The organism is Paenarthrobacter sp. R1 (genome assembly GCF_030264015.1).
In the GTDB taxonomy this organism is placed as follows: Bacteria; Actinomycetota; Actinomycetes; order Actinomycetales; family Micrococcaceae; genus Arthrobacter; species Arthrobacter ureafaciens.
On record NZ_CP127115.1, the window covers coordinates 3,734,427 to 3,756,503 of the forward strand.

The following is a 22,077-nucleotide window of genomic DNA, read 5'->3' on the forward strand; positions in this document are numbered from 1 at the left end:
GCTACTTTGCGTAGAGCTTCTCCACCAGCTTGGCGAAGTCGTTCGTCACCACATCGCGCTTCAGCTTCAGCGACGGCGTGAGGTGGCCTGATTCTTCGGTGAGTTCGCTGGTGATGAAGTCGAACTTCCGGATGGACTCTGCGGCGGACACCAGCCTGTTGGCTTCATCAACGGCGGACTGCACTTCAGCGCGGACCCGCGGGTCTGTGGATGCTTCCTGGAGGGACAGCGCACCGAGCTTGTTCTCCGCGCACCAATCCGCAAGTCCTTCAGGATCGAGGGCGATCAATGCGGCAACGAACGGCTTTCCATCGCCGACGACCACTGCCTGGCCCACCAGTTGGTGTTCACGGAGCTTCTCCTCCAGCGGTGCCGGGGCGATGTTCTTGCCACCGGCAGTGACCAGCAGGTCCTTCTTGCGGCCGGTGATGGTGAGGAACCCGTCCTGGTCGAGCTCGCCGAGGTCTCCCGTGCGGAAGAACCCGTCGACGAACGCTGCCTCCGTGGCGGCCGGGTTGTTGTGGTAACCCTTGAAGACGCCGATGCCCTTCACCAGGATTTCTCCGTCGGAGGCTATCCGGATGGTGGTCCCGGGGAGTGGAATGCCTACGGTGCCGACGCGGAACATGCTGGGTGTGTTGACCGTGCAGGGGGCAGTGGTTTCGGTCAGCCCGTAGCCTTCCAGGACGGGAACGCCGGCACCATGGAAGAAATGGTTCTCCCGAAGGCTGAGCGGGCTTGCACCGGAGACCGTGTAGCCTACGGCCCCGCCAAAGACCTCGCGGACCTTGGGGTAGAGGAGCTTGTTGAACACTGCATGCTTGGCGCGCAACGTCCAGCCGGGCCCGGTGCCCTGCCCGCGCGAGGCGAGGTCCGCCGCCGTCGAATACTCCACAGCCGTTGACGACGCCGCGGCGAAGAGCCGCCCTTTGCCGCTCATGGCAGCCTTGTGCCCGGCTCCTGCGTAGACCTTTTCGAAGATGCGGGGGACAGCCAGCAGGAACGTCGGTTTGAAGGCGCCGAGGTCATCCATCAACCCGCTCGCTCCTGCGCTGTGGCCCATGGTGATCCCGCCGGTCATTGAGACCACCTGCACTGCCCGCGCCAGGACATGGGCCAACGGCAGGAACATCAGGGTTCTTGCTCCCGGCTGCATGAGCAGTTCAGGCAGGAAGGGAATGACGTTGCGGGTGATGCGGACAAAGTTGCCATGGGTGATTTCGCAACCCTTTGGCCTGCCCGTGGTGCCGGAGGTGTAGACAATCGATGCGACATCGGCAAGGTTCGCGGCGCTGCGTTGCCGTTCCAGCTCAGTGTCGGTGATGCCGGTCCCGACGGCGGATACGCTGGTCAGGTGCGGTGCCTCACCTTCGTGTTCCATGCGGATGATGGTGACCAGGTCATCACCCAGGGCGGCCGACTTGTCCACCACAGACCGGACCAGTTCAGCCTTGGCTGTGTCCTCGACGAAGACGCGGCGGGCTCCGGAGTCCACCAGGATCCATTCGATCTGGCCTGCCGATGACGTCTCGTAAATAGGAACGGTGACCCCGCCGGCCATCCAAATGGCGAAATCCACCAGCGTCCACTCAAAGCTGGAGCGGGAGAGGACAGCCACCGGATCTCCGGGGTTGAGCCCTCCTGCAATCAAGCCCTTGGCGAGTGCGCTGACGTCGGCCAGGAACCGGGATGCCGTGACGTTCAACCAGCCGTTGGGTGTCTTGTGGGCATAGAGGATGCCGAAGGGATCTTTGGTGCACCGTTCCAAGAGGAGGTCCGTGACGTTGCTGTCCTCATCGGCCTCCACCAGAAGCTCTGTGCTTGCTTCCCTCACGACCCTCCTCGCTTCCTGGGCTTGGCTGTGTGCCGTTGCCCGCGCATTTCTTCCATGGATCAGCCTAAATCCATGAAGGCATCCACATCCTCATCCGCCAGTCCTGGTAACTGATGACCTCTGCGGTCAGGACGGGGTAGAAGAATGCCGTGGCAATCACAGCGAGCATCACCACGAGACCCACGACGTACAGCCCTGAGCGGCGCCGCCAGGGTGGATCGTTGCTCCGCCCCAGCGCCAGGCCGAGGACGTAGGTGAGGGCAAGGACCAGGAAGGGCTCGAAGGACACTGCATAGAAGACGAACATGGTGCGTTCCGGATACATGAACCACGGGAGATAGCCTGCGGCAACCCCGGCCAGGATGGCTCCGGCACGCCAGTCACGCCGGCCCGCCCACCAAAAAAGAAGGATGACCAGGGCAATGGTTCCGCCCCACCACACGACGGGGTTTCCGACTGGAAGGATCGCCGAGGAGCACGTTTCAACGACGCAACCGGACGTGCCCTGCTTGGGGGCCTGGTAGTAGAAGGACGTGGGCCGGCCCATCACCAGCCACGTCCAGGGACTCGATTCGTAAGGGTGGTCCGAGCTGAGGCCCTGATGGAACTTGTACGCCTCCAGGTGGTAGTGCGCCAGGGAGCGAATCGGGTTGGGCAGCCAGTCCCAGCCGGGCGACGGGTTGGTGGCAGCCCATTGGCGGTAATAGGCGTCCTTGGACAGGAACCACCCGGTCCAGGTGGCCACGTACGTCGCGCACGCGACGGGGACGAGGGTGAAGAACGCCGCGATGCCGTCCTTGATGATCGCCGCGCTGGCCCAGCTCCGGATTCCTGCAATCCTGCGGGCACTCATGTCCCAAAAGACCGTCATCAGACCGAACACGGCCACGAAGGAGAGCGCGGACCACTTGGTGCCCACCGCCAAGCCGAGGCAAAGGCCCGCCACCAGGCGCCACCAACGCATTCCCAGCCATGGACCGGAGAGGAGCTGAAGCGGGGATGGCACCCCGCCGGGCGAAGCAGCCGCTTGCACGGCGAGCCGGGAAGCCAGACGACGGCGGCCGTCGTCGCGGTCCAACAGCAAGGCGCCGAACGCCGCCAGGATCCAGAAGGCCAGGAAAATATCCAGCAAGGATGTCCTGGAGAGCACCAGGTGGTGGCCGTCCACTGCAAGCAGCACTCCGGCAACCAAACCGAGGGTGTGGGAGCGGAAGAGCTTGAGCGCGATCAGGGACACCAGGAAAACCGTCAGTGTTCCGATGAGAGCCGCCCCGAAGCGCCACCCTAAGGGGTTGTCTGCTCCGAACAGCCACATGCCGAACGCAATCATCCACTTGCCCACAGGCGGGTGGACTACATACTCAGGACTGTTCAGGAGGACGTCGGGGTTGCCCGCGTTGAAGGAATCATTGGCCTTGGCCGGCCAGCTCCGTTCGTAGCCACTCACCAGGTAGGAGTAGGCGTCCTTGACGTAGTAGGTCTCATCGAACACGAGGCTGTGCGGAACCTCAAGGCGGACGAAGCGGAGTACGCCGGCCAGGACGGCGGTCAGGGCAGGGATGAGCCAGAACCAGAGACGCAACGACGGCGGGTAGTCCCGCCAGCTGTGAATGCCGCCAATGAGGCGGTTCCGGAGGCTCTTCGAGGTGAAGGCTTCAGCCGGCCGTGCAATCCAGGATTGCCGCTCCAGTCCGCGCGGCTTAAGGCGGGCGTCCTTTCGGTGGTTTTGCGGGAGCTCCCAAGTAGTCAGTTCCCTTACCGGTTCTTTTGTGTCAGCGGCCGCCGTTCCGTCGGTGTCCCGGGAGGGGACCGGCGTCTCGGCAGTTCCGGAATCGGTGGCAGGAACGGACGACTGGTTCACCCGCCCCATGCTACCTTTCCGTCCTTGGGAGAAACCGGAACTGCCTTTGAACGGCTGGCCGGGGCAGTAGGCTTGGCAAGTGGACGAAGAACGCAGCACCCCTGTTGAGAACCCCTTGGATGACGAATTTTCCGCAGGGGAAACCGTGCAGTCTCCGGAGCGGGGCACCCCCGGTATTGGCAGGATCGTCCTGGCCGCCACACCGATCGGAAATGTGGGCGACGCATCCTCGCGGCTGATCGAGCTCCTGGGCACATCGGACATCATCGCTGCGGAGGACACCCGCCGGCTCCATCGACTGGTCCAGGCCCTTGGCGTTGAGGTATCCGGCCGCGTGATCAGCTACCACGAGCACAATGAGGTGGCCAAGACCGGCGAACTCCTGGACCAGGTGCGCGAGGGCAAGAGCATCCTCATGGTCAGTGACGCGGGCATGCCGGCGGTTTCCGACCCCGGCTTCCGTCTGGTCGAAGGCGCTGTTGCCGCGGGCCTGACCGTCACCGCTGTTCCCGGCCCCTCGGCTGTGCTGACTGCCCTGGCGTTGTCCGGCCTCCCGACAGACCGCTTCTGTTTTGAAGGCTTCCTGCCCCGAAAACCCGGGGAGCGGAATTCCCGGCTGGGCGAGCTGGCCGACGAACGCCGCACCATGGTGTTCTTCGAGGCCCCGCACCGGCTCGAAGTGATGTTGCGTGCCCTCCACGAGCGGTTTGGCCCGGAGCGGCGTGGAGCGGTGTGCCGTGAACTGACAAAAACCTACGAGGAAGTCATCCGCGGGTCCTTGCGCGAACTCCTGGAATGGGCCGAGAACAACGAGGTCCGTGGGGAAATTGCCGTGGTGGTGGGCGGTGCACCTGAACAGGCGCCCGGAAAGCCGGAAGACCACGTGGCGGCTGTCAATGAGCTGGTAACCCAAGGCATCCGCCTGAAAGAGGCCGTGGCCGCAGTTGCCGAAGACGCCCGCATCAGCAAGCGCGAACTCTACGCGGCGGTCCTGGCGGCGCGCTAGGAAGTGCTGTGCAGCTGCACAATTACGGGGGCACCGTGCAGTGCGCACAGGCGTAGACACTCCTTCCGGCCGGGCAGTACCGTGGCAGTAATTCAAGCCACTTCTGGCAAGGAACCCTAGTGGTGCAACACTCCAAAGCACCCAAGACGAAGGAGTCGCCATGACTGTCACGGTTGAACGCGAAAGCGAACTGCTGGCTTCCGTCCCTACTGGCCTGCTGATCAACGGTCAGTGGCGCCCCGCGGGATCCGGAAAGACCTTTGATGTTGAGGACCCTGCCACGGGCAAGGTGCTGCTCAGCATCTCCGACGCCGGTCCGGAAGACGGCGCCGCTGCCCTGGACGCAGCTGCGGCTGCCCAGGCCGACTGGGCCCGCACGGCACCGCGCGAACGCGGCGAAATCCTGCGCCGGGCGTTCGACATGGTGACCGAGCGCGCCGAAGACTTCGCACTGCTGATGACCCTCGAAATGGGCAAGCCCCTGGCCGAAGCCCGCGGTGAAGTAACCTACGGCGCTGAGTTCCTGCGCTGGTTCTCCGAAGAAGCAGTCCGTGTCTCCGGCCGCTACTCGGCAGCCCCGGACGGCAAGAACCGCCTCCTGGTCCAGAAGAAGCCCGTGGGTCCCTGCCTGTTGATCACTCCGTGGAACTTCCCGCTGGCCATGGCCACCCGCAAGATTGCCCCCGCGGTTGCCGCCGGTTGCACCATGGTGCTCAAGCCCGCCAACCTCACCCCGCTGACGAGCCTCCTCTTTGCACAGGTCATGCAGGAAGCCGGCCTTCCCGCCGGTGTCCTGAACGTCATCCAGACCTCCACCGCAGGTGCCGTCACCGGCCCGCTGATCAAGGATGACCGCCTCCGCAAGATCTCCTTCACCGGTTCCACCCCAGTGGGCCAGGCACTCATCCGTGAGGCCGCGGACAAGGTCCTGCGCACCTCCATGGAGCTGGGCGGCAACGCCCCGTTCGTCGTCTTCGAAGACGCCGACCTGGACAAGGCCGTCGAAGGCGCCATCGCTGCCAAGATGCGCAACATGGGCGAGGCCTGCACAGCAGCCAACCGCTTCATCGTCCACGAGTCCGTCGCCGACGCTTTCGCTGAGAAGTTCGCAGCGAAGATCGGTTCCCTCACCACCGCCCGCGGCACCGAGCCCGAATCCAAGGTCGGCCCGCTGATCGACGGCAAAGCCCGCGACGGCGTCCACGCCCTGGTCAGCGAGGCAGTCGCAGGCGGCGCCGAGGCAGTCACCGGTGGTGCCGCCGTCGACGGTCCCGGCTACTTCTACCAGCCCACGGTGCTCAAGAACGTGGCCGAGGGTGCCCGCATCCTCAAGGAAGAAATCTTCGGTCCGGTTGCCCCGATCATCACGTTCTCCACCGAAGACGACGCAGTCCGCTTGGCCAACAACACCGAGTACGGCCTGGTTGCCTACGTCTTCACCAAGGACCTCAACCGCGGCCTGCGCGTCAGCGAGAAGCTCGAGACCGGCATGCTCGGCCTGAACGCCGGAGTCATCTCCAACGCCGCTGCGCCGTTCGGCGGCGTCAAGCAGTCCGGCCTGGGCCGCGAAGGCGGCGCAGAGGGCATCGAAGAGTACCTCTACACCCAGTACGTAGGTATCGCGGATCCGTACGCCGACTAGCATCCCTTCCGTGTCCACCGCTCCCGCAACAAGCCGGTAGATGCAAGAAAGACCCTGCCCCTGGAACTACACGTTCCGAGGGGCAGGGTCTTTTTACTGTGCGGCCCTGTGTGGGTCCGGCTGTGACCCCGCGCGGGTCAGCGGCGCTGAGGGAGCAGCTGCCGCAACCCCCGCCATGACCTGGCAAGCCCGGCACCGGCCCGCCTCGTGACCGAGGCCAGCGCCCGGAAAGGCGCGCCGAGCGCGTGGAGCCACCGTCGCATCAACGACGGCGGAAGCCAGTCCGCCTGGAAACGGACCCACCAGCCCGAATTGTTGCGCAACGACTCCCGGACGACGGCGATCCTGGGCGCTGCGGACGCGGCGGCGGTATCCGAGGGGCGGCCATAGCGCTGCCGTTCGAAGTCGGCGGTGAGGGAGGCAACCGCCCGGTGGGCGGCGTCGTCGAACCCGCCAGAGTCACCAAGCACCGTGCTGGAGCGGAACCTTGCCGAGAAGTGCCGTGGGGTTTCGCTTGGTGTGGAGGGCACGCCAAAGTCCGTGGCCAGGTCCAGCAATTCGGCCCATGCCAATCCTGCGGACGGGTACTCCGGGAGTGGCTGATCGTCCCCGGGTTTGCGGCGCTTCAGCCGGCGGCGGCGAAGCACGGAGCGGGTAAGGCGCGGAGAACCCAGGAACGCAGCCAAGAGGATGACGGCGGCAGATGTGGCGGCAATAGCGGGAAGCGGGTTGCCCTGAACAGGCCCTTGGGCCGGTGTGTCGATACCGGGCAGCGGCGCCGTGGTGGGGACAGGCGTTGGCGCCGTACTGGGAACGTCCTTCTCATCGGTGTTCGTGCTGAGGTTTCCGGTGGTGGAAGCCTCGGTGGCATATTCGGGAACGACGCCGCGGGAAGGCGTCGGCTCAAAAGGAACCCACCCCAGGCCTTCGAAGTACAGTTCCGGCCAGGCATGGGCGTCACGGGCGTCCACTTCATACTCGGGGAAGGAACCTTGGCCCACCAACGCCACGGATTCGCCGGTCAGCCGGCCCGGTGCGTATCCGACGGCGATTCGGCTGGGGATGCCCTCAACCCGCGCCATCACAGCCATCGCCGATGCGAAATGGACGCAGTAGCCGCTCTTGACGGAAAGGAAATCCGCCAGGACTGACAGGCCGTTGCCGTCATACCCGTTTTGGACCGGAGCCTGCAGGGAGTAGATGAACTCGCCGGAGCGGAGGTATTTCTGGATGGCCAGCGCCTTGGCGTAATTGTTGCCCGCCGATGCCGTCACCGTCCGGGCTGTTTCCCGGACGGTGCCCGGGAGGTTTCCGGGGATGCGCAGGAAGTCCTCGGAAATGGAGCGGGGCGCAGCGTTCGCCTGGGACAAAGCCTGGGCCGTGACCTTGGGCGCTGCGGAAAACACAACGTACCGCTGGGCCAAAGTGCTGGTTTCCGTGCTCATGATGCTCAGCGTGTCGGGGTCCCACGTCCAGCGTCCGTTGAGCCCGTTGACTGACACCGGTGCAAAGGGGGCGGGTAGATACGGGCTGGTGAACAGTCCGGCGTTGATGGACGTGACGGCGTTGACTATCTCTCCCTGGACGGAGTACCCGGCCTCGATCCGGTCCGCCCCCGCCCGCCGCGAGCCGGCACGATCATCCGGCGCCCAGGTTTCGCCGTCGAGGTGGTCAATGGTGACCGAGCGCAGGTACAAAGGCCCGCTGGAACTGGTGGCGTAAGTAATCCGGCCCGCCCCGCTGGGGCTGCGGAGGCTGTTGCCCAGTGTGATCATGGGGTTGAGCCCGTTCGAGGTTCCCCACGGCGTGAGCCGTGAGCCTTGCGGGAAGGTACCGTTGTCGAAACCCGGTATGGCCAGCGGCACCACCATCGCCAAGCCAAGGGTCAGCACCCCTGTGACCACCAAGCGCTTGAACTGGCCAGCGCCCCGCGGAGCCCCGGATTGCAGCCGCGAGTCGGGAGCGAACCATTGGCTGCAGCCGAGGATCAGCAGGAACCCGATGGTCGCGCCGATAAAGCCCGGCACGCCGACGCTTTGCGGTTTGATGGTGGCCGGAACAACCATGATGGCCAGCAGGCCGATGCCGCTCGCCGCGGGCATGGAAAGGGGGACGGCCAAGGCATCGATCAAGACCACCAAAAGCCCAAGGCAAGCGCACGTGACAAAGACGATGCCGACGTTTGGAGCCACTGGAGCGCTCTCGGAAACCACGGTTTCCCCGGCACGCTTGATGAGCCTTCCCACTGCCTGGAGGGTCTCCGGCGTGGGGATGAACCCCAGGAGGCTTTCCTGCCGGAAGAACGTGAAGGCCAGGACCCCGATCAGGGAAGCCAAGGCGCCAATGGTGGCCAGCAAGGGCTGCACGCGCAAGGAGCGCAGCACGGCCAGCGTCAGCGCCACGGCCACCACGGCGGTGATCAGCGGCATGAACCACGCCCAGCCCCGGAAAACCCCGTTCAGTGAAAGCGCGGCACCCAGTACGCCCACGGAAATGGCCCCGGCCATCGCCCAGGGGAACGCGCCCGGACCCGGGCCCGGGATGCGGCGCCGTGTGCCCGGCGTCGAAGTTTTGCTCCGGGGATCTGCGCTCGGCCGCGAAGTGACGGTCATCGTGGCACCGCCGCTCCCCGTCGGACGTCCATGGCAGCCGCAGCCGCAGCAACCATTCCGCCCTCGTCAAACGCCGCCCAGGCAGCCGCCAACGGGGTCCTTGACGTGACGGCGACGGCCCGCCATCCACCCTGCCGCAGAATCTCCAGGACTTGCTCGTTGTTGCGGGAGGAATCAGTAACCAGCAGCGCAAAAGCGTTGGCCCCATATGCGGCAGCCGGAGCCAGGGCTTTGGCCTCGGGCACGGTCAGGTTGCCGAGCAGCGCCAGGAGGGGGCCGCGCAGCCGATGGGCCGCGAGCTTGTCCATGAGCAGGTCATCGAAAGCCGAGTCTCCGCCTTCCGGCGATTCATCGAGGTTCCTGGCGGCGCGGCCGGGGCCTCTGACGGCAACAGGGGTCCTGCCCGGGTTGCGCCGGTCCGCAGACGCTTCTTCGTCCTGACGGGCGTGCTCGGGCCGGTGATGCCGGGGACCGGACAACTCAATTGCTGCCAGGCCCTCGGCGATGGCGTGCAGGCCGCCCGCCCCGTTGAATTCCTCCGCGGTGGCGTCAGGAGCGGATTTTGAGTGGCTGAAGGCGGGATGCCCCGAGGCGTCCAACATTCGCAGCGAATAGTTCCGCTCGGACAGGTGTGCGCTGATGGACATTGCAGCGGTCACCACCCACTCGAAACCGGGCGTGGTCAGCAGATCAGTGTCCTCGTCATGGCTCCCGAAGACCGAGCCGGTGCTTGGAGCAAAGGCTGCCAGCCGCTGGTCCAGGACGATCGTGGCCTCGGGAGTGGTCACGGACTCTTCCTGGCGCACCATCAATTGCCCGTGGCGCGCCGTTGCCGGCCAGTGAACCCGGCGCATCGGATCACCATGGCGGTACTCGCGGGTCATGATGTCGTCATCGCTCGGGTTGGCGCGGATCCGGGTTGCCGTGACGCCGTCATTTCCCCGGGCCCCGGCCAGTCCCGTCGCGGGAAGTTCGACGGCGGCGGGCGTCACGGTGAGGAGGTCGCCGTCGTCGATTGAATGGCGGCGCAAGGACAGGCCAAACGGATCGCTGAACTCCGCGGTGACCGGACCGATCCGGAATTGGCCGCGCTTCCCGGAACGGAGATGGTACTCATAGCGGCTGGTTCCGCCGGTGGCGGAGCGGGCAGGGAAGCGGAACGCGGGCGGATCCCCGAAACGGGGCGGAAGCTGCTCCTCCATGACCACCTGGCCGGTGCCGTACGAGGTGCGGGCCACGGCCAACCGCACGGTGGTTGCCATGGCGGTTTCCACAGTTGAGGGATTGAACTCCCGGTACACCTGGAATTTAGGTTTGAGGATACGGACCCCCGCCAGTGCCACAAGGGGCAGCAAAATCAGGAACACTGCCAAGGTGAGCAAATCGCGCCGGCCCATGATGTGGGCACAAACGATGGACACCACGCCTGCGGCCAGCAAACCCCAACCCCGGTTGGTGAACAGATGCTTGGGAAGCCGATCCACGAGTGCCATCCGGACCGCCTAGGCGCTTTGCTTATCCCTGCGCCACGCGCCGGGCGGTTCCTGGGCGACCGGGAGCGAGGCAAGGATTCCGCGCAGGACGGTCTGGGGGGTATCGCCGGCGCTCGCCGCTTTCCTGTCCAGGATGATGCGATGCGCCAGGACCGACTCGGCGACGTCCACCACATCGTCAGGGAGAACGAAGTCCCTGCCGTCCAAGGCAGCGGTTGCCTTCGCGGCGCGCAGCAACTGGAGCAAGGAGCGCGGACTGGCACCCAGCCGCAACCGGGCACTTTCGCGGGTGGCGCGGCCTATGGCTACGGTGTACTCCTTGATGGCGGGGGACACGTACACCTGCTGGACCGTGGCAATCATGGCTGCGACGTCGTTGGCGGTGACCACCGGCGTCACCTTGGCCAAGGGCGAAACAGCCTGGTGGGTCTCCAGCATTTCGATTTCCGCATCCCGGTCCGGGTAACCCATGGAGATGCGCGCCATGAAACGGTCGCGCTGGGCCTCGGGGAGCGGGTAGGTGCCCTCCATCTCGATGGGGTTCTGGGTAGCGACCACCATGAACGGCAGGGCCAACGGATAGGAGTGCCCGTCCACGGTGACCTGGTGCTCCTCCATGCACTCGAGCAGTGCGGACTGGGTCTTGGCCGAAGCACGGTTAATCTCGTCACCAATCACGATGTTCGCGAAAACAGCTCCGGGCCGGAACTCGAACTGCCGGGAGGACTGGTTATAGATGGAGACGCCCGTGACATCCGAAGGCAGCAGGTCCGGGGTGAACTGGATACGGGAAACCGTGCAGTCAACGGTTCTGGCAAGTGTCTTTGCCAGTAGGGTTTTTCCTACCCCCGGCACGTCCTCAAGCAGCAGGTGCCCTTGGGCCAGGAGGACCGTCAGGGCCAGCTTGGCAGCGTCGGCCTTCCCATCGATCACCTTGCTGATCGCACCGAGGATCCGTTCGCTGGAATCGTGGAAGCGTTCGGCATCCATCACGTGCGGCTTGTGCCCGTTGTGCACGGCGTCCGGGTTGCGCGAAGCATTCCCGTTGTCTGCAGCGTCCAGGGGCACAGCGCTGTACGCCTCGCCCTGAAAAGAAGCTGGTTCAACAGTGGCGCGTCGCTTGGACTCCATGGAATGCCCTTCAGCCGTGGCCGCCCGCCCGGCAACGTGCCGGCGTTGGCCGCCTTGTCCGTTCCAGCCTACCCAGACTTTGGGCATCGCTGACATAGTGCAGGGGGAATTTGTGTGCTGCTTGGAGTTCGTCACCACGGGCCGCGGGGATGGGGGAGGACCGCGGTCCGATTAAGGTGGGAGCATGTGCAATTCCCTCGCCCCTGCTCCCTATCGCACGTCCGCAGACCCAGACGATGCCAAGGCATCGCGCAAGGAATATCCACCCGCGCCCCAACCGCTCCCCGTCCCCGTGATGGACAACCACACGCACCTGGACTTCCGGCACGGCCTGATCGAGGTAAGCGTCGCCGACGCCATGGATGCCGCCGCCGCCGTCGGTGTTCATGGAGCCATCCAAGTAGGGTGCGACCTCGAGTCGTCCAGGTTCACCGTGCAAGCGGTGGAAGCCGACCCGCGGCTTCTGGGTGCAGTGGCGATCCATCCGAACGATGCTCCCGTTTACGCCGGACGCGGAGAGCTGAAATCGGCGCTCGCCGAGATCGAAGACCTTGCCCGCCATCCCAGAATCCGTGCCATCGGCGAGACCGGCTTGGACTTCTTCCGTACGCGCGGCGAAGGACTGGCGCATCAGCGCCATTCCTTCCGGCGCCACATTGATATTGCCAAGCGCCTTGACCTCACCCTGCAGATCCACGACCGCGATGCCCACGACGACGTGGTGCAGGTGCTCAAGGAAGAGGGTGCTCCGGAGCGGGTGGTCTTCCATTGCTTTTCCGGCGACGAGGATCTGGCGAGGATCTGCAATGACAACGGCTGGTACATGTCCTTCGCCGGGACTATGACGTTCAAGAACGCGCAGAACCTCAGGGACGCCCTGGCCATCGCGGAACCATCCAGGGTGCTGGTGGAGACCGATTCGCCGTTCCTCACCCCGCACCCTTACCGGGGACGTCCCAACGCAAGCTACATGGTTCCCTACACTGTCCGCTCCATGGCCGATGTGACTGGAGATGACCTGTCCGAGCTGTGTTCGCGCCTCGCGGAAAACACCGTCAATGCCTACGGATCATGGGCATAAGGGCCATCTGACGTGCAGGTATTCGATGTGATGCTGAATACCCGGTATGCATTTTGATTGGCTCGTTTATAACAAATCGGTTACTGTGAACCAAATAGCCGGGGTCGGGGAAGGCCTTCGGACAACTGGTTCGGTAAGATCCGGACTCACCAGTTGAATGTAGTGACGGCGCAGCAGCCGGCAGTGAAGCGTGGGACCGGGCGTGAGCCAGGCCCCTGTGTTTTGCCGCTGGTGTTTCTTTGCGCTTTTCCCCGTGCCCGGATGGTCTGAGAGTTATGGGCAAACGTGATCAAGTTCTTCACAACGGACGGCAAGTTCAGTTTCCTCAAAGTGGGCGCGCAAGTGCTGGTGTTAGTAGCACTCGTAGCCGGTGTCGTTGCCTTCGTGGGCAACAACAAGACGGTCACCTTGAACGTCGACGGAAAAGTGAGCTCCATCCAGACCTTTGGCGGAACCGTCGACCAGGTGGTCAAGGCAGCCAAGGTTGAACTGAAGAACGATGACCGGGTGACCCCCGCGCTGGATTCCCGGGTGGAAAACGGCTCCGTGGTGAACGTCAACCTCGCCAAGGCCGTCTCCATCGAACTGGACGGCGCCCGGAAGACGGTCAACACCAACGCTCCCGATGTGGCCGGCCTGGTCAGCGAACTCGGCGTCGCCGGTTCGTCCGAAATTTCCCAGCCCAAGGATGCTTCCCTCGAAGTCCAGGGTTCCTTCGTGTCCATCTCCACGCCCAAGACCATCAGCCTCGTAGCCGACGGCAAGGACACCAGCACCACCACCACGGCCTCCGACGTCGCCGAGGTCCTCAAGGACGCCGGGATCACCGTGGGTGCCAACGACCGCGTCTCCCAGCCGAGCAACGCCCCCATTGTCCAGGACATGGTCATCAAGGTCTCCCGCGTGGACACCAGCAAGACTGCCGAGACCACCGAGGAAGTCCCGTTCGAGAGCGTCAAGAGCGAAAGCGCAGAGCTCTACAAGGGTGAGGAAAAGGTAACGCAGAAGGGCGTTGCCGGCTCCGTGGTCAAGACGTTCAAGCTGGTCCTCGTGGATGGCCGTGAAGCCTCCCGCACCCTCGTCTCCAGCAACGTGACCACCCAGCCCGTCACCGAGAAGGTGGCTGTTGGAACCAAGGCACGTCCGGTGGCAGCAGCGAAGGCAGCCGCTCCCGTATCCAGCGGCCCCACCGGTGCTCCCAACGAAGCAATGTGGGACCGTATTGCCCAGTGTGAATCCGGCGGCAACTGGTCCATCAACACCGGCAACGGCTACTACGGCGGCCTCCAGTTCTCCAGCCCCACCTGGCTCGCCAACGGTGGTGGCGCCTACGCACCGACCGCCAACCTTGCCACCAAGGCACAGCAAATCGATATCGCCAACCGCCTCTACGCCAAGAACGGCCTCCGCGACTGGGGCTGCGCGCACGCAGCCTAGCCCGGCGCAGACGATACGATACCTAGGTGACTGAACCGAATTCCGAACCCGCCGCCGTCGCGCCTTTGCTGGGCGCAACTGACATCCGACGGTTAGCCGAGGAAATCGGTGTCCGCCCCACCAAGACCCTGGGGCAGAACTTTGTGATCGACGGCAACACCATTCGCAGGATCGTGTCCGCGGCCGGCATCGACCCGGACGAGACCGTGCTGGAAGTTGGACCCGGCCTTGGCTCGCTGACGTTGGGCCTGCTGGACGCGGCCCGCGAGGTAGTCGCCGTCGAAATCGATCCCGTGCTGGCCGGCAAGCTGCCGGAGACCCTCCGTACCTGGCGGCCCCAGGCCGAGGAGCGCTTCCACCTGGTGCTGTCCGATGCCATGAAGGTGACCGAACTGCCGGTGGAGCCCACTGCCTTGGTGGCCAACCTGCCCTACAACGTGGCCGTCCCGGTGGTGCTGCATCTGCTCCAGCACTTCCCGGGCCTGCGCCACGGCCTGGTGATGGTGCAGGACGAGGTGGCCGACCGCCTCGCGGCGTCGCCAGGTTCCAAGATCTACGGCGTCCCGTCCGTCAAGGCCGCCTGGTACGGGCGCATGCGCAAGGCCGGTGTGATCGGCATGAACGTGTTCTGGCCGGCACCCAAGATCCATTCGGGCCTGGTGGAATTCACGCGCCACGAGCCGCCCGCCACCCACGTGACACGGGACCAGGTCTTCGCCGTCATCGACGCCGCGTTTGCGCAGCGGCGCAAGACGCTCAGGGCTGCGCTGGCGGGTTGGGCAGGCGGTGCCGTGGAGGCCGAACGGTGCCTGGTAGCTGCAGGGGTGGACCCCACCGCACGCGGCGAAGTCCTGGACATTGGCGGGTACGTGCGGATCGCCGAAGCGCGCCACCCGGCAGCAGTATGACCCCGGGAATCCGCAGGCCCGGGGAACTGCCCTACCAAGGGGAGCGCTTCCGTGCACGCACGGTCCGGGTGAAAGCGCCCGGCAAAGTCAACGTCTCGCTGGCCGTTGGACCCTTGCGACCCGATGGCTACCACTCCGTGGCCAGCGTCTACCTGGCAGTGTCCTTGTACGAGGAGGTTGCTGCGACCAGCACTGAAGCCCCCGGGATCACCGTCAGCATCAGCCCGGCGAGCACCTTGGACCTGGACGGCGTCGATATCCCGCTGGATGAGCGCAACCTGGCTTACAAGGCAGCCGCTGTGATGGCCGAGATGTCGGAGAAGCCAACCGGCGTTCACTTGGAGATCACCAAGCGCGTTCCCGTCGCCGGCGGGATGGGCGGGGGGTCCGCCGATGCCGCGGCCACGCTGTTGGCGTGCGATGCCCTGTGGAACAGCGGCCTCTCCCGCGAGGAACTTGCCCACGTGGCCGCCGAACTTGGTGCGGATGTGCCGTTCTCGCTCCTGGGGGGGACCGCGGTCGGGCTCGGGGTAGGCGACAAGCTCTCGCCGGCACTGGCCAAAGCGCAGGTGGACTGGGTGCTGGTTTTCGCCGACTACGGACTGTCGACCCCGGACGTATTCCGCACGCTGGATGGGCTGCGGGATTCGGAAGGCGCGGAGGTTCCGGAACCCGTGGAGGTGGATCCGACCATCCTCCAGGCCCTACGGAACGGCGATCCTGAAACCCTGAGCCGGGTCCTCGTCAACGATCTGCAAAGAGCCTCGATTGCCCTGGCCCCGCAGCTTCGCGACACAATCGGGCTTGGGGAGGCGCAAGGCGCCCTGGCCGGAATGGTCTCAGGCTCCGGACCCACCGTGGCCCTCCTGGCGAGGGATCCCGGTGCCGCCTCCGTGCTGGCCGAAGACCTGACACATCGGGGGCACAACGCCATCGCTGTGCACGGACCCGTGCCAGGCGCCCGGATCATCTCCGATACCCTCCTTTAGTAGCTCCCTGCCTTTAATAGCTCCCTGCACACCAGCTCCAGAAAGTAGTACCCATTGGCCCACCTGCTTGGCGGCGAAAACCTCTCTGTCACCTATGGCACCCGCACCGTGCTCGACGGCGTCACCCTCGGTTTGGAGGATGGCGACCGGATTGGCATGGTCGGCCGTAACGGCGACGGAAAGTCCACCCTCATGCGGCTGCTTGCGCTGCGATCCACTCCGGACTCGGGCCGGGTCACCAAACGCAACGACGTCACTGTGGGCTACCTGGACCAAAGCGACGTGCTCGACGGCGACCTGACGGTGGGTGCCGCGATCGTCGGCGACCAAGCGGACCACGAATGGGCTGCGAACCCGAAGATCCGGGAAATCATGGGCGGCCTCGTAGGTGACGTTGACTGGCACGCCAACGTGCACTCGCTCTCCGGTGGCCAGAAGCGGCGGGTGGCACTGGCCAAGCTCCTGATCGGCGACCACGACGTCATCATGCTGGACGAACCGACCAACCACCTAGACGTCGAAGGCGTTGCCTGGCTGGCGCGGCACCTCAAGTCACGCTGGCGCGCCAACCAAGGCGCGTTCCTGGTGGTCACCCACGACCGCTGGTTCCTCGACGAGGTCTGCAACTACACCTGGGAAGTCCACGACGCCATGGTGGACATGTTCGACGGCGGGTACGCCGCCTACGTCCTGGCGCGCGCCGAGCGCGACCGCATGGCCGCCGTCGTCGAGAATAAGCGCCAGCAACTGGTCAAGAAGGAACTCGCCTGGCTGAGGCGTGGCGCACCGGCCCGGACCTCCAAGCCCAAGTTCCGCATCGAAGCCGCCAACGAGCTCATCTCCGACGTCCCCGAACCCCGCGACTCCGTGGCGCTGAGCAAGATGGCCACCGCCCGGCTGGGCAAGGACGTGCTGGACCTTGAGAACATCACCCTCGATTTTGAGGGAGGCGAATCCGGGCAGAAGCTGTTCAACAACATCACGCTGCGGTTGGCGCCGGGGGAGCGCCTGGGGCTGGTGGGGGTCAACGGCGCCGGCAAGTCCACGCTGCTGCGGCTCCTGAACGGCGACATCCAACCAACGTCGGGTCGGCTCAAGCGCGGTAAGACCGTGGTCACGGCTGTCCTTACGCAGGACGTGAAGGAACTTGACGAGGTCTCGGACCTCCGTGTCATTGAGGTTATTGAACGCGAGAAGCGCTCGTTCAGCGTTGGCGGCAAGGAGTTCACGGCCGGGCAACTGGTGGAGCAGTTGGGCTTCACCAAGGAAAAGCAGTGGACGCCGGTCTCCGACCTGTCCGGTGGTGAGCGCCGCCGCCTCCAACTCCTGCGCCTGCTGGTGGGGGAGCCCAACGTCCTCATGCTGGACGAGCCCACCAACGACCTCGACACCGACACCCTGGCTGCCGTGGAAGACGTCCTGGACGGCTGGCCCGGAACGCTGGTGGTTGTCAGCCACGACCGGTACCTGCTGGAGCGCGTCACCGACCACCAAATGGCCTTGCTCGGTGACGGGAAGCTCCGTGGGCTGCCCGGCGGCGTGGACCAGTACCTCGAACTGCGCGAAGCCGCCCTGGCTTCCGGGTCCCTTGCCGGTTCCACCGCACCTACCGCCGGTTCTGCGGGAGGTTCGGCTCCGACGTCGGCGGATGGACCCAGCGAGGCCGAAAAACGCGAAGCGCGGAAGGACCTCAACAGGATCGACCGTCAGCTCGGAAAGTTGGCCCAGCAGGAGGAGAAGCTCCACGCCCAGATGGCAGCCAAGTCCGAATCCGGCAACTTCGACGCCCTCGGGGAACTCAACGCCAAGCTGCAGGAACTGCTCGAGGAGAAGGAAGGCCTGGAGCTCGAGTGGCTCGAAGCCGCTGAAGTCCTAGGGGAGTAAGCCCGCCCCAGCAACGCTCTATCACGTCCCGTCGGTTTGCGGGGGTTGCTCTTTCACGTCCCGTCGGTTTGTGGGGCCGGTTCGTACCCCAGGAGCCAGTGCAGACCGTAGCGGTCTATCACCTGACCATCAGATGCGCCCCACGGCTTCGGGCCCAAGGGATCGACTACCTTGCCGCCGTCGGCGAGTTTGTCGAACCACTGGTGGAGAACCGCCGGGGCAGCTGTGCCAAGGAGCGAGAGCATGAGGCCCTCCATGCGGACGCTTGGCCCACCCTCCGAGGCGTCGGCTCCAGCAAGGCTCACTGGTCCGTCGAGGACGCCGTGTGCGATTGCGTCTGCCGGTCCGTCAACGCGTCCAAATTCCTCATAGGAGTAGAGGGCAAGAGTGCCGCCGAAGACTCCCGCGTAGAAGGTAAGAGCCTCGCGCGCAGTGCCGGGGAAGAGGGCGTAAATCTGCAGTGCAGTCATTCCGGGATCCTATCCGCCGTGATAGAGGAATGCCCGTAGGCGGTTGGGATGTGATAGGGGAATGCCCGTAGGCGGCCGGGATGTGATAGAGGAACGCCCGTCAGCGGCCGGGAAGTGATAGAGGATCAGGGGGCGGAGCGGAGGGCGGGCTCCTTTTGGAGGCCGGTCAGGCCGTTCCACGCCAGGTTCACCAGGTGTGCCGCCACGGCCCTCTTGTCCGGCTGCCGGCTGTCCAGCCACCATTGGCCCGTCATCGCCACCATGCCCACGAGCATTTGCGCGTACATGGCACCGTCCGCGGCGCTGAAACCGCGGCGGGCGAACTCGTCGGACAGCAGGTGTTCCACCCTGGCGGTGACATGCGAGAGCAGGGTGGAGAAGGCACCTTCGGGTTGCGACGGCGGTGCGTCACGCATGAGGATCCGGAAACCGTCGGTGCGTTCCTCGATGTAGCCCAGCAGTGCCAAGGCCGCCCGCTCCACCAGGACGCGGGGCTTGGCCTCGGTGCTGAGGGCCTCGGTGATGGAGTCCAGCAGAATCCGGAATTCCGCATCGACCACCTGCCGGTAGAGGCCCTCCTTGGAACCGAAGTGCTCGTAGATGACCGGTTTGGAAACCCCGGCAGTCGCCGCGATTTCCTCGATGGTGGTGCCGTCCAGCCCGCGGGTAGCGAATAGTGACCGGCCAATCCCGATGAGCTGCTCGCGACGTTGTTGGCCGGTCATCCTGGCACGGACCGTGGTGCCGCCGGAGGCGTGTTCCGAGGGCCCGCGGGACGGGATTGACCGGGAAAATTCAGTGCGCTTGCTCACTTGTCCATCATGCACCACCGGCGGTATTCGAGCCGGACAGGACCGCTGATACCGTGCCGAACGGGCATTTCCGGGCCGGTCCGCGCCGGTCAAGTCGCGAAGCACGCAAAGGTCATGGCAAACTAGTTTCTTGTGTGTGCATCCCGGTTAGCCGGGAAGGCTTCCAAGCCTCAGGACTTGGGCTCGCCGGGCATGCACGGTCCGCTCTGGTGTAACGGCAGCACCCCGGCCTTTGGAGCCGTGGAGTATAGGTTCGAATCCTATGGGCGGAACGGTCGGAATGCGCTCCACTCTGTACCTGGAACGGCTCGAGCGGTGTCTGGGTCCAAGGCTTGGATGGCAGTATTCCGAAGCCGGGTCATCCGGGACAAACCGAGCAAGGAGAGCCAGTACGTGAGCCCCGAAACCACCGGTCCCGCAGCGGTCATCGTCCTGGCCGCAGGTGCCGGAACGCGAATGAAGTCGCGGACTCCCAAGATTCTCCACGAAATCGGCGGCCGTTCCATGGTTGGCCACGCCATCCTCGCCGCCCGTTCGCTTAACCCGCAGAGGCTTGCCCTTGTGGTCCGCCACGAGCGTGACCGCGTGGCGGGGCACATCTCAACGCAGGACCCCGAGGCCCTGATCGTGGACCAGGACGACGTTCCCGGCACGGGACGCGCCGTGGAAGTGGCGCTGAAGGCCCTCGATGCCCAGGGCGACGTCACCGGCACCGTGGTTGTCACCTACGGCGATGTTCCCCTGCTCACGGGTGAATTGTTGGGTGAACTGGTCTCCACCCACGAATCCCAGGGCAACGCAGTGACGGTCCTGACCGCGGTCCTGGACGACGCCACCGGCTACGGCCGGATCCTTCGTGCCGAAGACGGAACCGTGCTGGGTATCCGCGAGCACAAGGATGCGTCGGAAGAAGAACGCAGCATCCGCGAGATCAACTCCGGCATTTACGCTTTCGACGCCGCCGTCCTTCGCACCTCCCTGGAAAGCGTCACCACGGACAACGCCCAGGGTGAGATGTACCTGACCGACGTCCTTGGCCTGGCGCGCGACGCCGGTGGCCGGGTTGCCGCCGTCGTCACCAATGACCGCTGGCAGGTTGAAGGCGCCAACGACCGCATCCAGTTGTCCGCGCTGGGCGCCGAGCACAACCGCCGCATCATCGAATCCTGGATGCGCGCCGGAGTGACGGTAGTGGACCCTGCGACCACCTGGATCGATTCCACCGTGACCCTGGACGAGGACGTCAGGCTGCTGCCCAATACGCAACTGCACGGTTCCACCACCGTGGCGAGGGACGCCGTCGTCGGTCCTGACACGACGCTCACCGACGTGCACGTGGGTGAGGGCGCCAAGGTTGTCCGCACGCACGGATCCGGTTCCACCATCGGCGCCAAGGCAAGCGTTGGACCGTTCACCTACCTTCGCCCCGGCACGGTCCTTGGCGAGACGGGCAAGATCGGCGCCTTCTATGAGACAAAGAACGTCACCATTGGCCGCGGCTCCAAGCTGTCCCACCTCGGGTACGCCGGTGACGCCGAAATCGGCGAGGACACCAACATTGGTTGCGGCAACATCACAGCCAATTACGACGGCGAGAAAAAGCACCGTACGGTGATCGGCTCGGGCGTCCGCACGGGTTCGAACACGGTCTTCGTGGCCCCGGTGACCGTAGGTGACGGCGCCTACAGCGGTGCCGGCGCCGTGATCCGCAAGGACGTGCCCGCAGGTGCCCTTGCCCTCAACGTCGCCGCCCAGCGGAACGCCGAAGGCTGGGTCCTGGCCAACCGTGAAGGCTCCGTCTCCGCCCGCCTTGCCGAAGCGGCACTGGAACCGCGGCTGGCTGCCGCCCCCACATCTTCACCATCCCCGGCAACCACAGAAGAAGGCAAATAGGAATGAGCGAAATTACCGCACACGGCGAGAAGAAACTGGTTCTCGCCTCCGGACGGGCGCATCCGGAGCTGGCGCAGGAAATCGCAAAGGAACTGGAAACCGAACTCCTTCCGGTGGACGCGTACGACTTCGCCAACGGGGAGATCTATGTGCGGTCGGCCGAGAGCGTTCGTGGTACGGATGCGTTCGTTATCCAGGCGCACCCGGCACCGCTGAACAACTGGCTGATGGAGCAGTTGATCATGATCGACTCCCTCAAGCGTGCCTCTGCCAAGCGCATCACGGTAGTTTCGCCGTTCTACCCCTACTCCCGCCAGGACAAGAAGGGCCGTGGCCGCGAGCCCATCTCCGCCCGCCTGGTTGCTGATCTCTACAAGACGGCCGGCGCTGACCGCATCATGTCGGTGGACCTGCACACCTCGCAGATCCAGGGCTTCTTCGACGGCCCCGTTGACCACTTGATGGCCATTCCGCTCCTGGCCGACTACATCCGCACCAAGGTGGAAGCTGACAACATCACTGTCGTTTCGCCTGACACCGGCCGCGTCCGCGTTGCCGAACAGTGGGCCGAACGCCTTGGCGGCGCCCCCTTGGCTTTCGTGCACAAGAGCCGCGACCTGACCGTGCCCAACCAGGCCGTGTCCAAGACCGTCGTGGGCCAGGTCGAAGGCCGCACCTGCGTCCTGATCGACGACATGATCGATACCGGTGGAACCATTTCCGGCGCCGTCCAGGTCCTGAAGAACGCCGGGGCCAAGGACGTCATCATCGCCTGCACGCACGCCGTGTTCTCCGATCCCGCAGCCCAGCGCCTGGCCGAGTCGGGTGCACGTGAAGTGGTGGTGACCAACACCCTGCCGATTCCGGCCGAGAAGCGCTTCCCGCAGCTGACGGTGCTGTCCATCGCACCGCTGATTGCCCGCGCCATCCGTGAAGTGTTCGACGACGGTTCGGTCACCAGCCTCTTTGACGGCAAGGCGTAACGCCGGACTGCTGTACGTAGACGGGCCATCGGCCACCCCAG

At 65.0% G+C, this 22,077-nt stretch carries 16 protein-coding genes and 1 tRNA gene; 10 read left to right on the plus strand and 7 right to left on the minus strand.

Annotated elements, in window-relative coordinates; translation table 11 throughout:
- Nucleotide 1: 1 nt before the first annotated feature.
- Nucleotides 2-1,834 carry an AMP-dependent synthetase/ligase gene (locus QN084_RS18000; RefSeq protein ID WP_069694741.1) on the minus strand — a complete coding sequence of 611 codons (1,833 nt, stop codon included), beginning with the start codon at nucleotides 1,832-1,834 and terminating at the stop codon, nucleotides 2-4.
- A 64-nt stretch (nucleotides 1,835-1,898) separates the two neighbouring features.
- Complete coding sequence (locus QN084_RS18005; RefSeq protein WP_069694782.1) at nucleotides 1,899-3,695, minus strand: dolichyl-phosphate-mannose--protein mannosyltransferase; 1,797 nt, start codon at nucleotides 3,693-3,695, stop codon at nucleotides 1,899-1,901.
- 175 nt (nucleotides 3,696-3,870) lie between these two features.
- On the opposite strand from QN084_RS18005, the gene rsmI reads away from it, so the two are divergent.
- Both rsmI and QN084_RS18015 read left to right on the plus strand, forming a co-directional pair.
- The gene (rsmI, locus tag QN084_RS18010) at nucleotides 3,871-4,701 is read left to right on the plus strand and encodes a 16S rRNA (cytidine(1402)-2'-O)-methyltransferase (protein ID WP_062099081.1); all 831 of its coding nucleotides are present in this window, start codon (nucleotides 3,871-3,873) and stop codon (nucleotides 4,699-4,701) included.
- Between the two features lie 160 nt (nucleotides 4,702-4,861).
- A complete protein-coding gene (locus tag QN084_RS18015; RefSeq protein ID WP_021471471.1) occupies nucleotides 4,862-6,343 on the plus strand; it encodes an NAD-dependent succinate-semialdehyde dehydrogenase in 1,482 nt (493 codons plus the stop codon).
- Nucleotides 6,344-6,480: 137 nt separating this feature from the next.
- Here the strand turns inward: QN084_RS18015 and QN084_RS18020 are convergent, their stop codons facing one another.
- The 3 genes from QN084_RS18020 to QN084_RS18030 are packed head-to-tail and all read right to left on the minus strand — an operon-like array spanning nucleotide 6,481 to nucleotide 11,579.
- A complete protein-coding gene (locus QN084_RS18020; RefSeq protein WP_069694742.1) occupies nucleotides 6,481-8,955 on the minus strand; it encodes a transglutaminase TgpA family protein in 2,475 nt (824 codons plus the stop codon).
- The gene (locus QN084_RS18025) at nucleotides 8,952-10,448 is read right to left on the minus strand and encodes a DUF58 domain-containing protein (protein WP_069694743.1); all 1,497 of its coding nucleotides are present in this window, start codon (nucleotides 10,446-10,448) and stop codon (nucleotides 8,952-8,954) included. The genes QN084_RS18020 and QN084_RS18025 overlap by 4 nt, the downstream gene beginning before the upstream one ends.
- A gap of 9 nt (nucleotides 10,449-10,457) precedes the next feature.
- Entirely contained in the window at nucleotides 10,458-11,579 is a 1,122-nt protein-coding gene (locus QN084_RS18030) for an AAA family ATPase (RefSeq protein ID WP_031216222.1), read from the minus strand.
- A 184-nt stretch (nucleotides 11,580-11,763) separates the two neighbouring features.
- Here QN084_RS18030 and QN084_RS18035 point away from each other — a divergent pair, with 184 nt between their 5' ends.
- The 5 genes from QN084_RS18035 to QN084_RS18055 all read left to right on the plus strand — a co-directional run bounded on the left by QN084_RS18035 (nucleotide 11,764) and on the right by QN084_RS18055 (nucleotide 17,878).
- Complete coding sequence (locus tag QN084_RS18035) at nucleotides 11,764-12,660, plus strand: TatD family hydrolase (RefSeq protein ID WP_031216220.1); 897 nt, start codon at nucleotides 11,764-11,766, stop codon at nucleotides 12,658-12,660.
- Nucleotides 12,661-12,945: 285 nt separating this feature from the next.
- Complete coding sequence (locus QN084_RS18040; protein WP_021471466.1) at nucleotides 12,946-14,097, plus strand: resuscitation-promoting factor; 1,152 nt, start codon at nucleotides 12,946-12,948, stop codon at nucleotides 14,095-14,097.
- A gap of 26 nt (nucleotides 14,098-14,123) precedes the next feature.
- Complete coding sequence (rsmA, locus tag QN084_RS18045; RefSeq protein ID WP_069694744.1) at nucleotides 14,124-15,005, plus strand: 16S rRNA (adenine(1518)-N(6)/adenine(1519)-N(6))-dimethyltransferase RsmA; 882 nt, start codon at nucleotides 14,124-14,126, stop codon at nucleotides 15,003-15,005.
- Nucleotides 15,002-15,994 (plus strand): 4-(cytidine 5'-diphospho)-2-C-methyl-D-erythritol kinase, encoded by a 993-nt coding sequence (locus QN084_RS18050; protein WP_021471464.1) that lies wholly within the window; start codon nucleotides 15,002-15,004, stop codon nucleotides 15,992-15,994. Before rsmA ends, QN084_RS18050 begins: the two co-directional genes overlap by 4 nt.
- Before the next feature lie 54 nt (nucleotides 15,995-16,048).
- Nucleotides 16,049-17,878 (plus strand): ABC-F family ATP-binding cassette domain-containing protein, encoded by a 1,830-nt coding sequence (locus QN084_RS18055; RefSeq protein WP_021471463.1) that lies wholly within the window; start codon nucleotides 16,049-16,051, stop codon nucleotides 17,876-17,878.
- Nucleotides 17,879-17,931: 53 nt separating this feature from the next.
- On the opposite strand, the gene QN084_RS18060 is transcribed toward QN084_RS18055, so the two are convergent.
- Nucleotides 17,932-18,348: a VOC family protein gene (locus QN084_RS18060; protein ID WP_069694745.1), complete on the minus strand. Its 417-nt coding sequence runs from the start codon at nucleotides 18,346-18,348 to the stop codon at nucleotides 17,932-17,934.
- 125 nt (nucleotides 18,349-18,473) lie between these two features.
- Complete coding sequence (locus tag QN084_RS18065) at nucleotides 18,474-19,073, minus strand: TetR/AcrR family transcriptional regulator (protein ID WP_031216219.1); 600 nt, start codon at nucleotides 19,071-19,073, stop codon at nucleotides 18,474-18,476.
- 287 nt (nucleotides 19,074-19,360) lie between these two features.
- On the opposite strand from QN084_RS18065, the gene QN084_RS18070 reads away from it, so the two are divergent.
- From QN084_RS18070 to QN084_RS18080, 3 genes are all read left to right on the plus strand, one after another.
- Nucleotides 19,361-19,432: transfer RNA gene (locus QN084_RS18070), tRNA-Gln, on the plus strand.
- 121 nt (nucleotides 19,433-19,553) lie between these two features.
- Nucleotides 19,554-21,053, plus strand: a complete 1,500-nt coding sequence (gene glmU, locus QN084_RS18075; RefSeq protein ID WP_062099085.1) for a bifunctional UDP-N-acetylglucosamine diphosphorylase/glucosamine-1-phosphate N-acetyltransferase GlmU — start codon at nucleotides 19,554-19,556, stop codon at nucleotides 21,051-21,053.
- 2 nt (nucleotides 21,054-21,055) lie between these two features.
- Complete coding sequence (locus QN084_RS18080; protein ID WP_021471459.1) at nucleotides 21,056-22,036, plus strand: ribose-phosphate diphosphokinase; 981 nt, start codon at nucleotides 21,056-21,058, stop codon at nucleotides 22,034-22,036.
- Nucleotides 22,037-22,077: the final 41 nt, after the last annotated feature.

What these genes read in the sequence shown, in the direction of transcription:
- QN084_RS18015 (WP_021471471.1), top strand. Translation starts at nt 4,862, where the DNA reads ATGACTGTCACGGTTGAACGCGAAAGCGAACTGCTGGCTTCCGTCCCT.
- QN084_RS18025 (WP_069694743.1), bottom strand. Translation starts at nt 10,448, where the DNA reads ATGGCACTCGTGGATCGGCTTCCCAAGCATCTGTTCACCAACCGGGGT.
- QN084_RS18060 (WP_069694745.1), bottom strand. Translation starts at nt 18,348, where the DNA reads ATGACTGCACTGCAGATTTACGCCCTCTTCCCCGGCACTGCGCGCGAG.
- QN084_RS18035 (WP_031216220.1), top strand. Translation starts at nt 11,764, where the DNA reads ATGTGCAATTCCCTCGCCCCTGCTCCCTATCGCACGTCCGCAGACCCA.
- QN084_RS18020 (WP_069694742.1), bottom strand. Translation starts at nt 8,955, where the DNA reads ATGACCGTCACTTCGCGGCCGAGCGCAGATCCCCGGAGCAAAACTTCG.
- QN084_RS18050 (WP_021471464.1), top strand. Translation starts at nt 15,002, where the DNA reads ATGACCCCGGGAATCCGCAGGCCCGGGGAACTGCCCTACCAAGGGGAG.
- QN084_RS18065 (WP_031216219.1), bottom strand. Translation starts at nt 19,073, where the DNA reads ATGACCGGCCAACAACGTCGCGAGCAGCTCATCGGGATTGGCCGGTCA.
- QN084_RS18080 (WP_021471459.1), top strand. Translation starts at nt 21,056, where the DNA reads ATGAGCGAAATTACCGCACACGGCGAGAAGAAACTGGTTCTCGCCTCC.
- QN084_RS18030 (WP_031216222.1), bottom strand. Translation starts at nt 11,579, where the DNA reads ATGGAGTCCAAGCGACGCGCCACTGTTGAACCAGCTTCTTTTCAGGGC.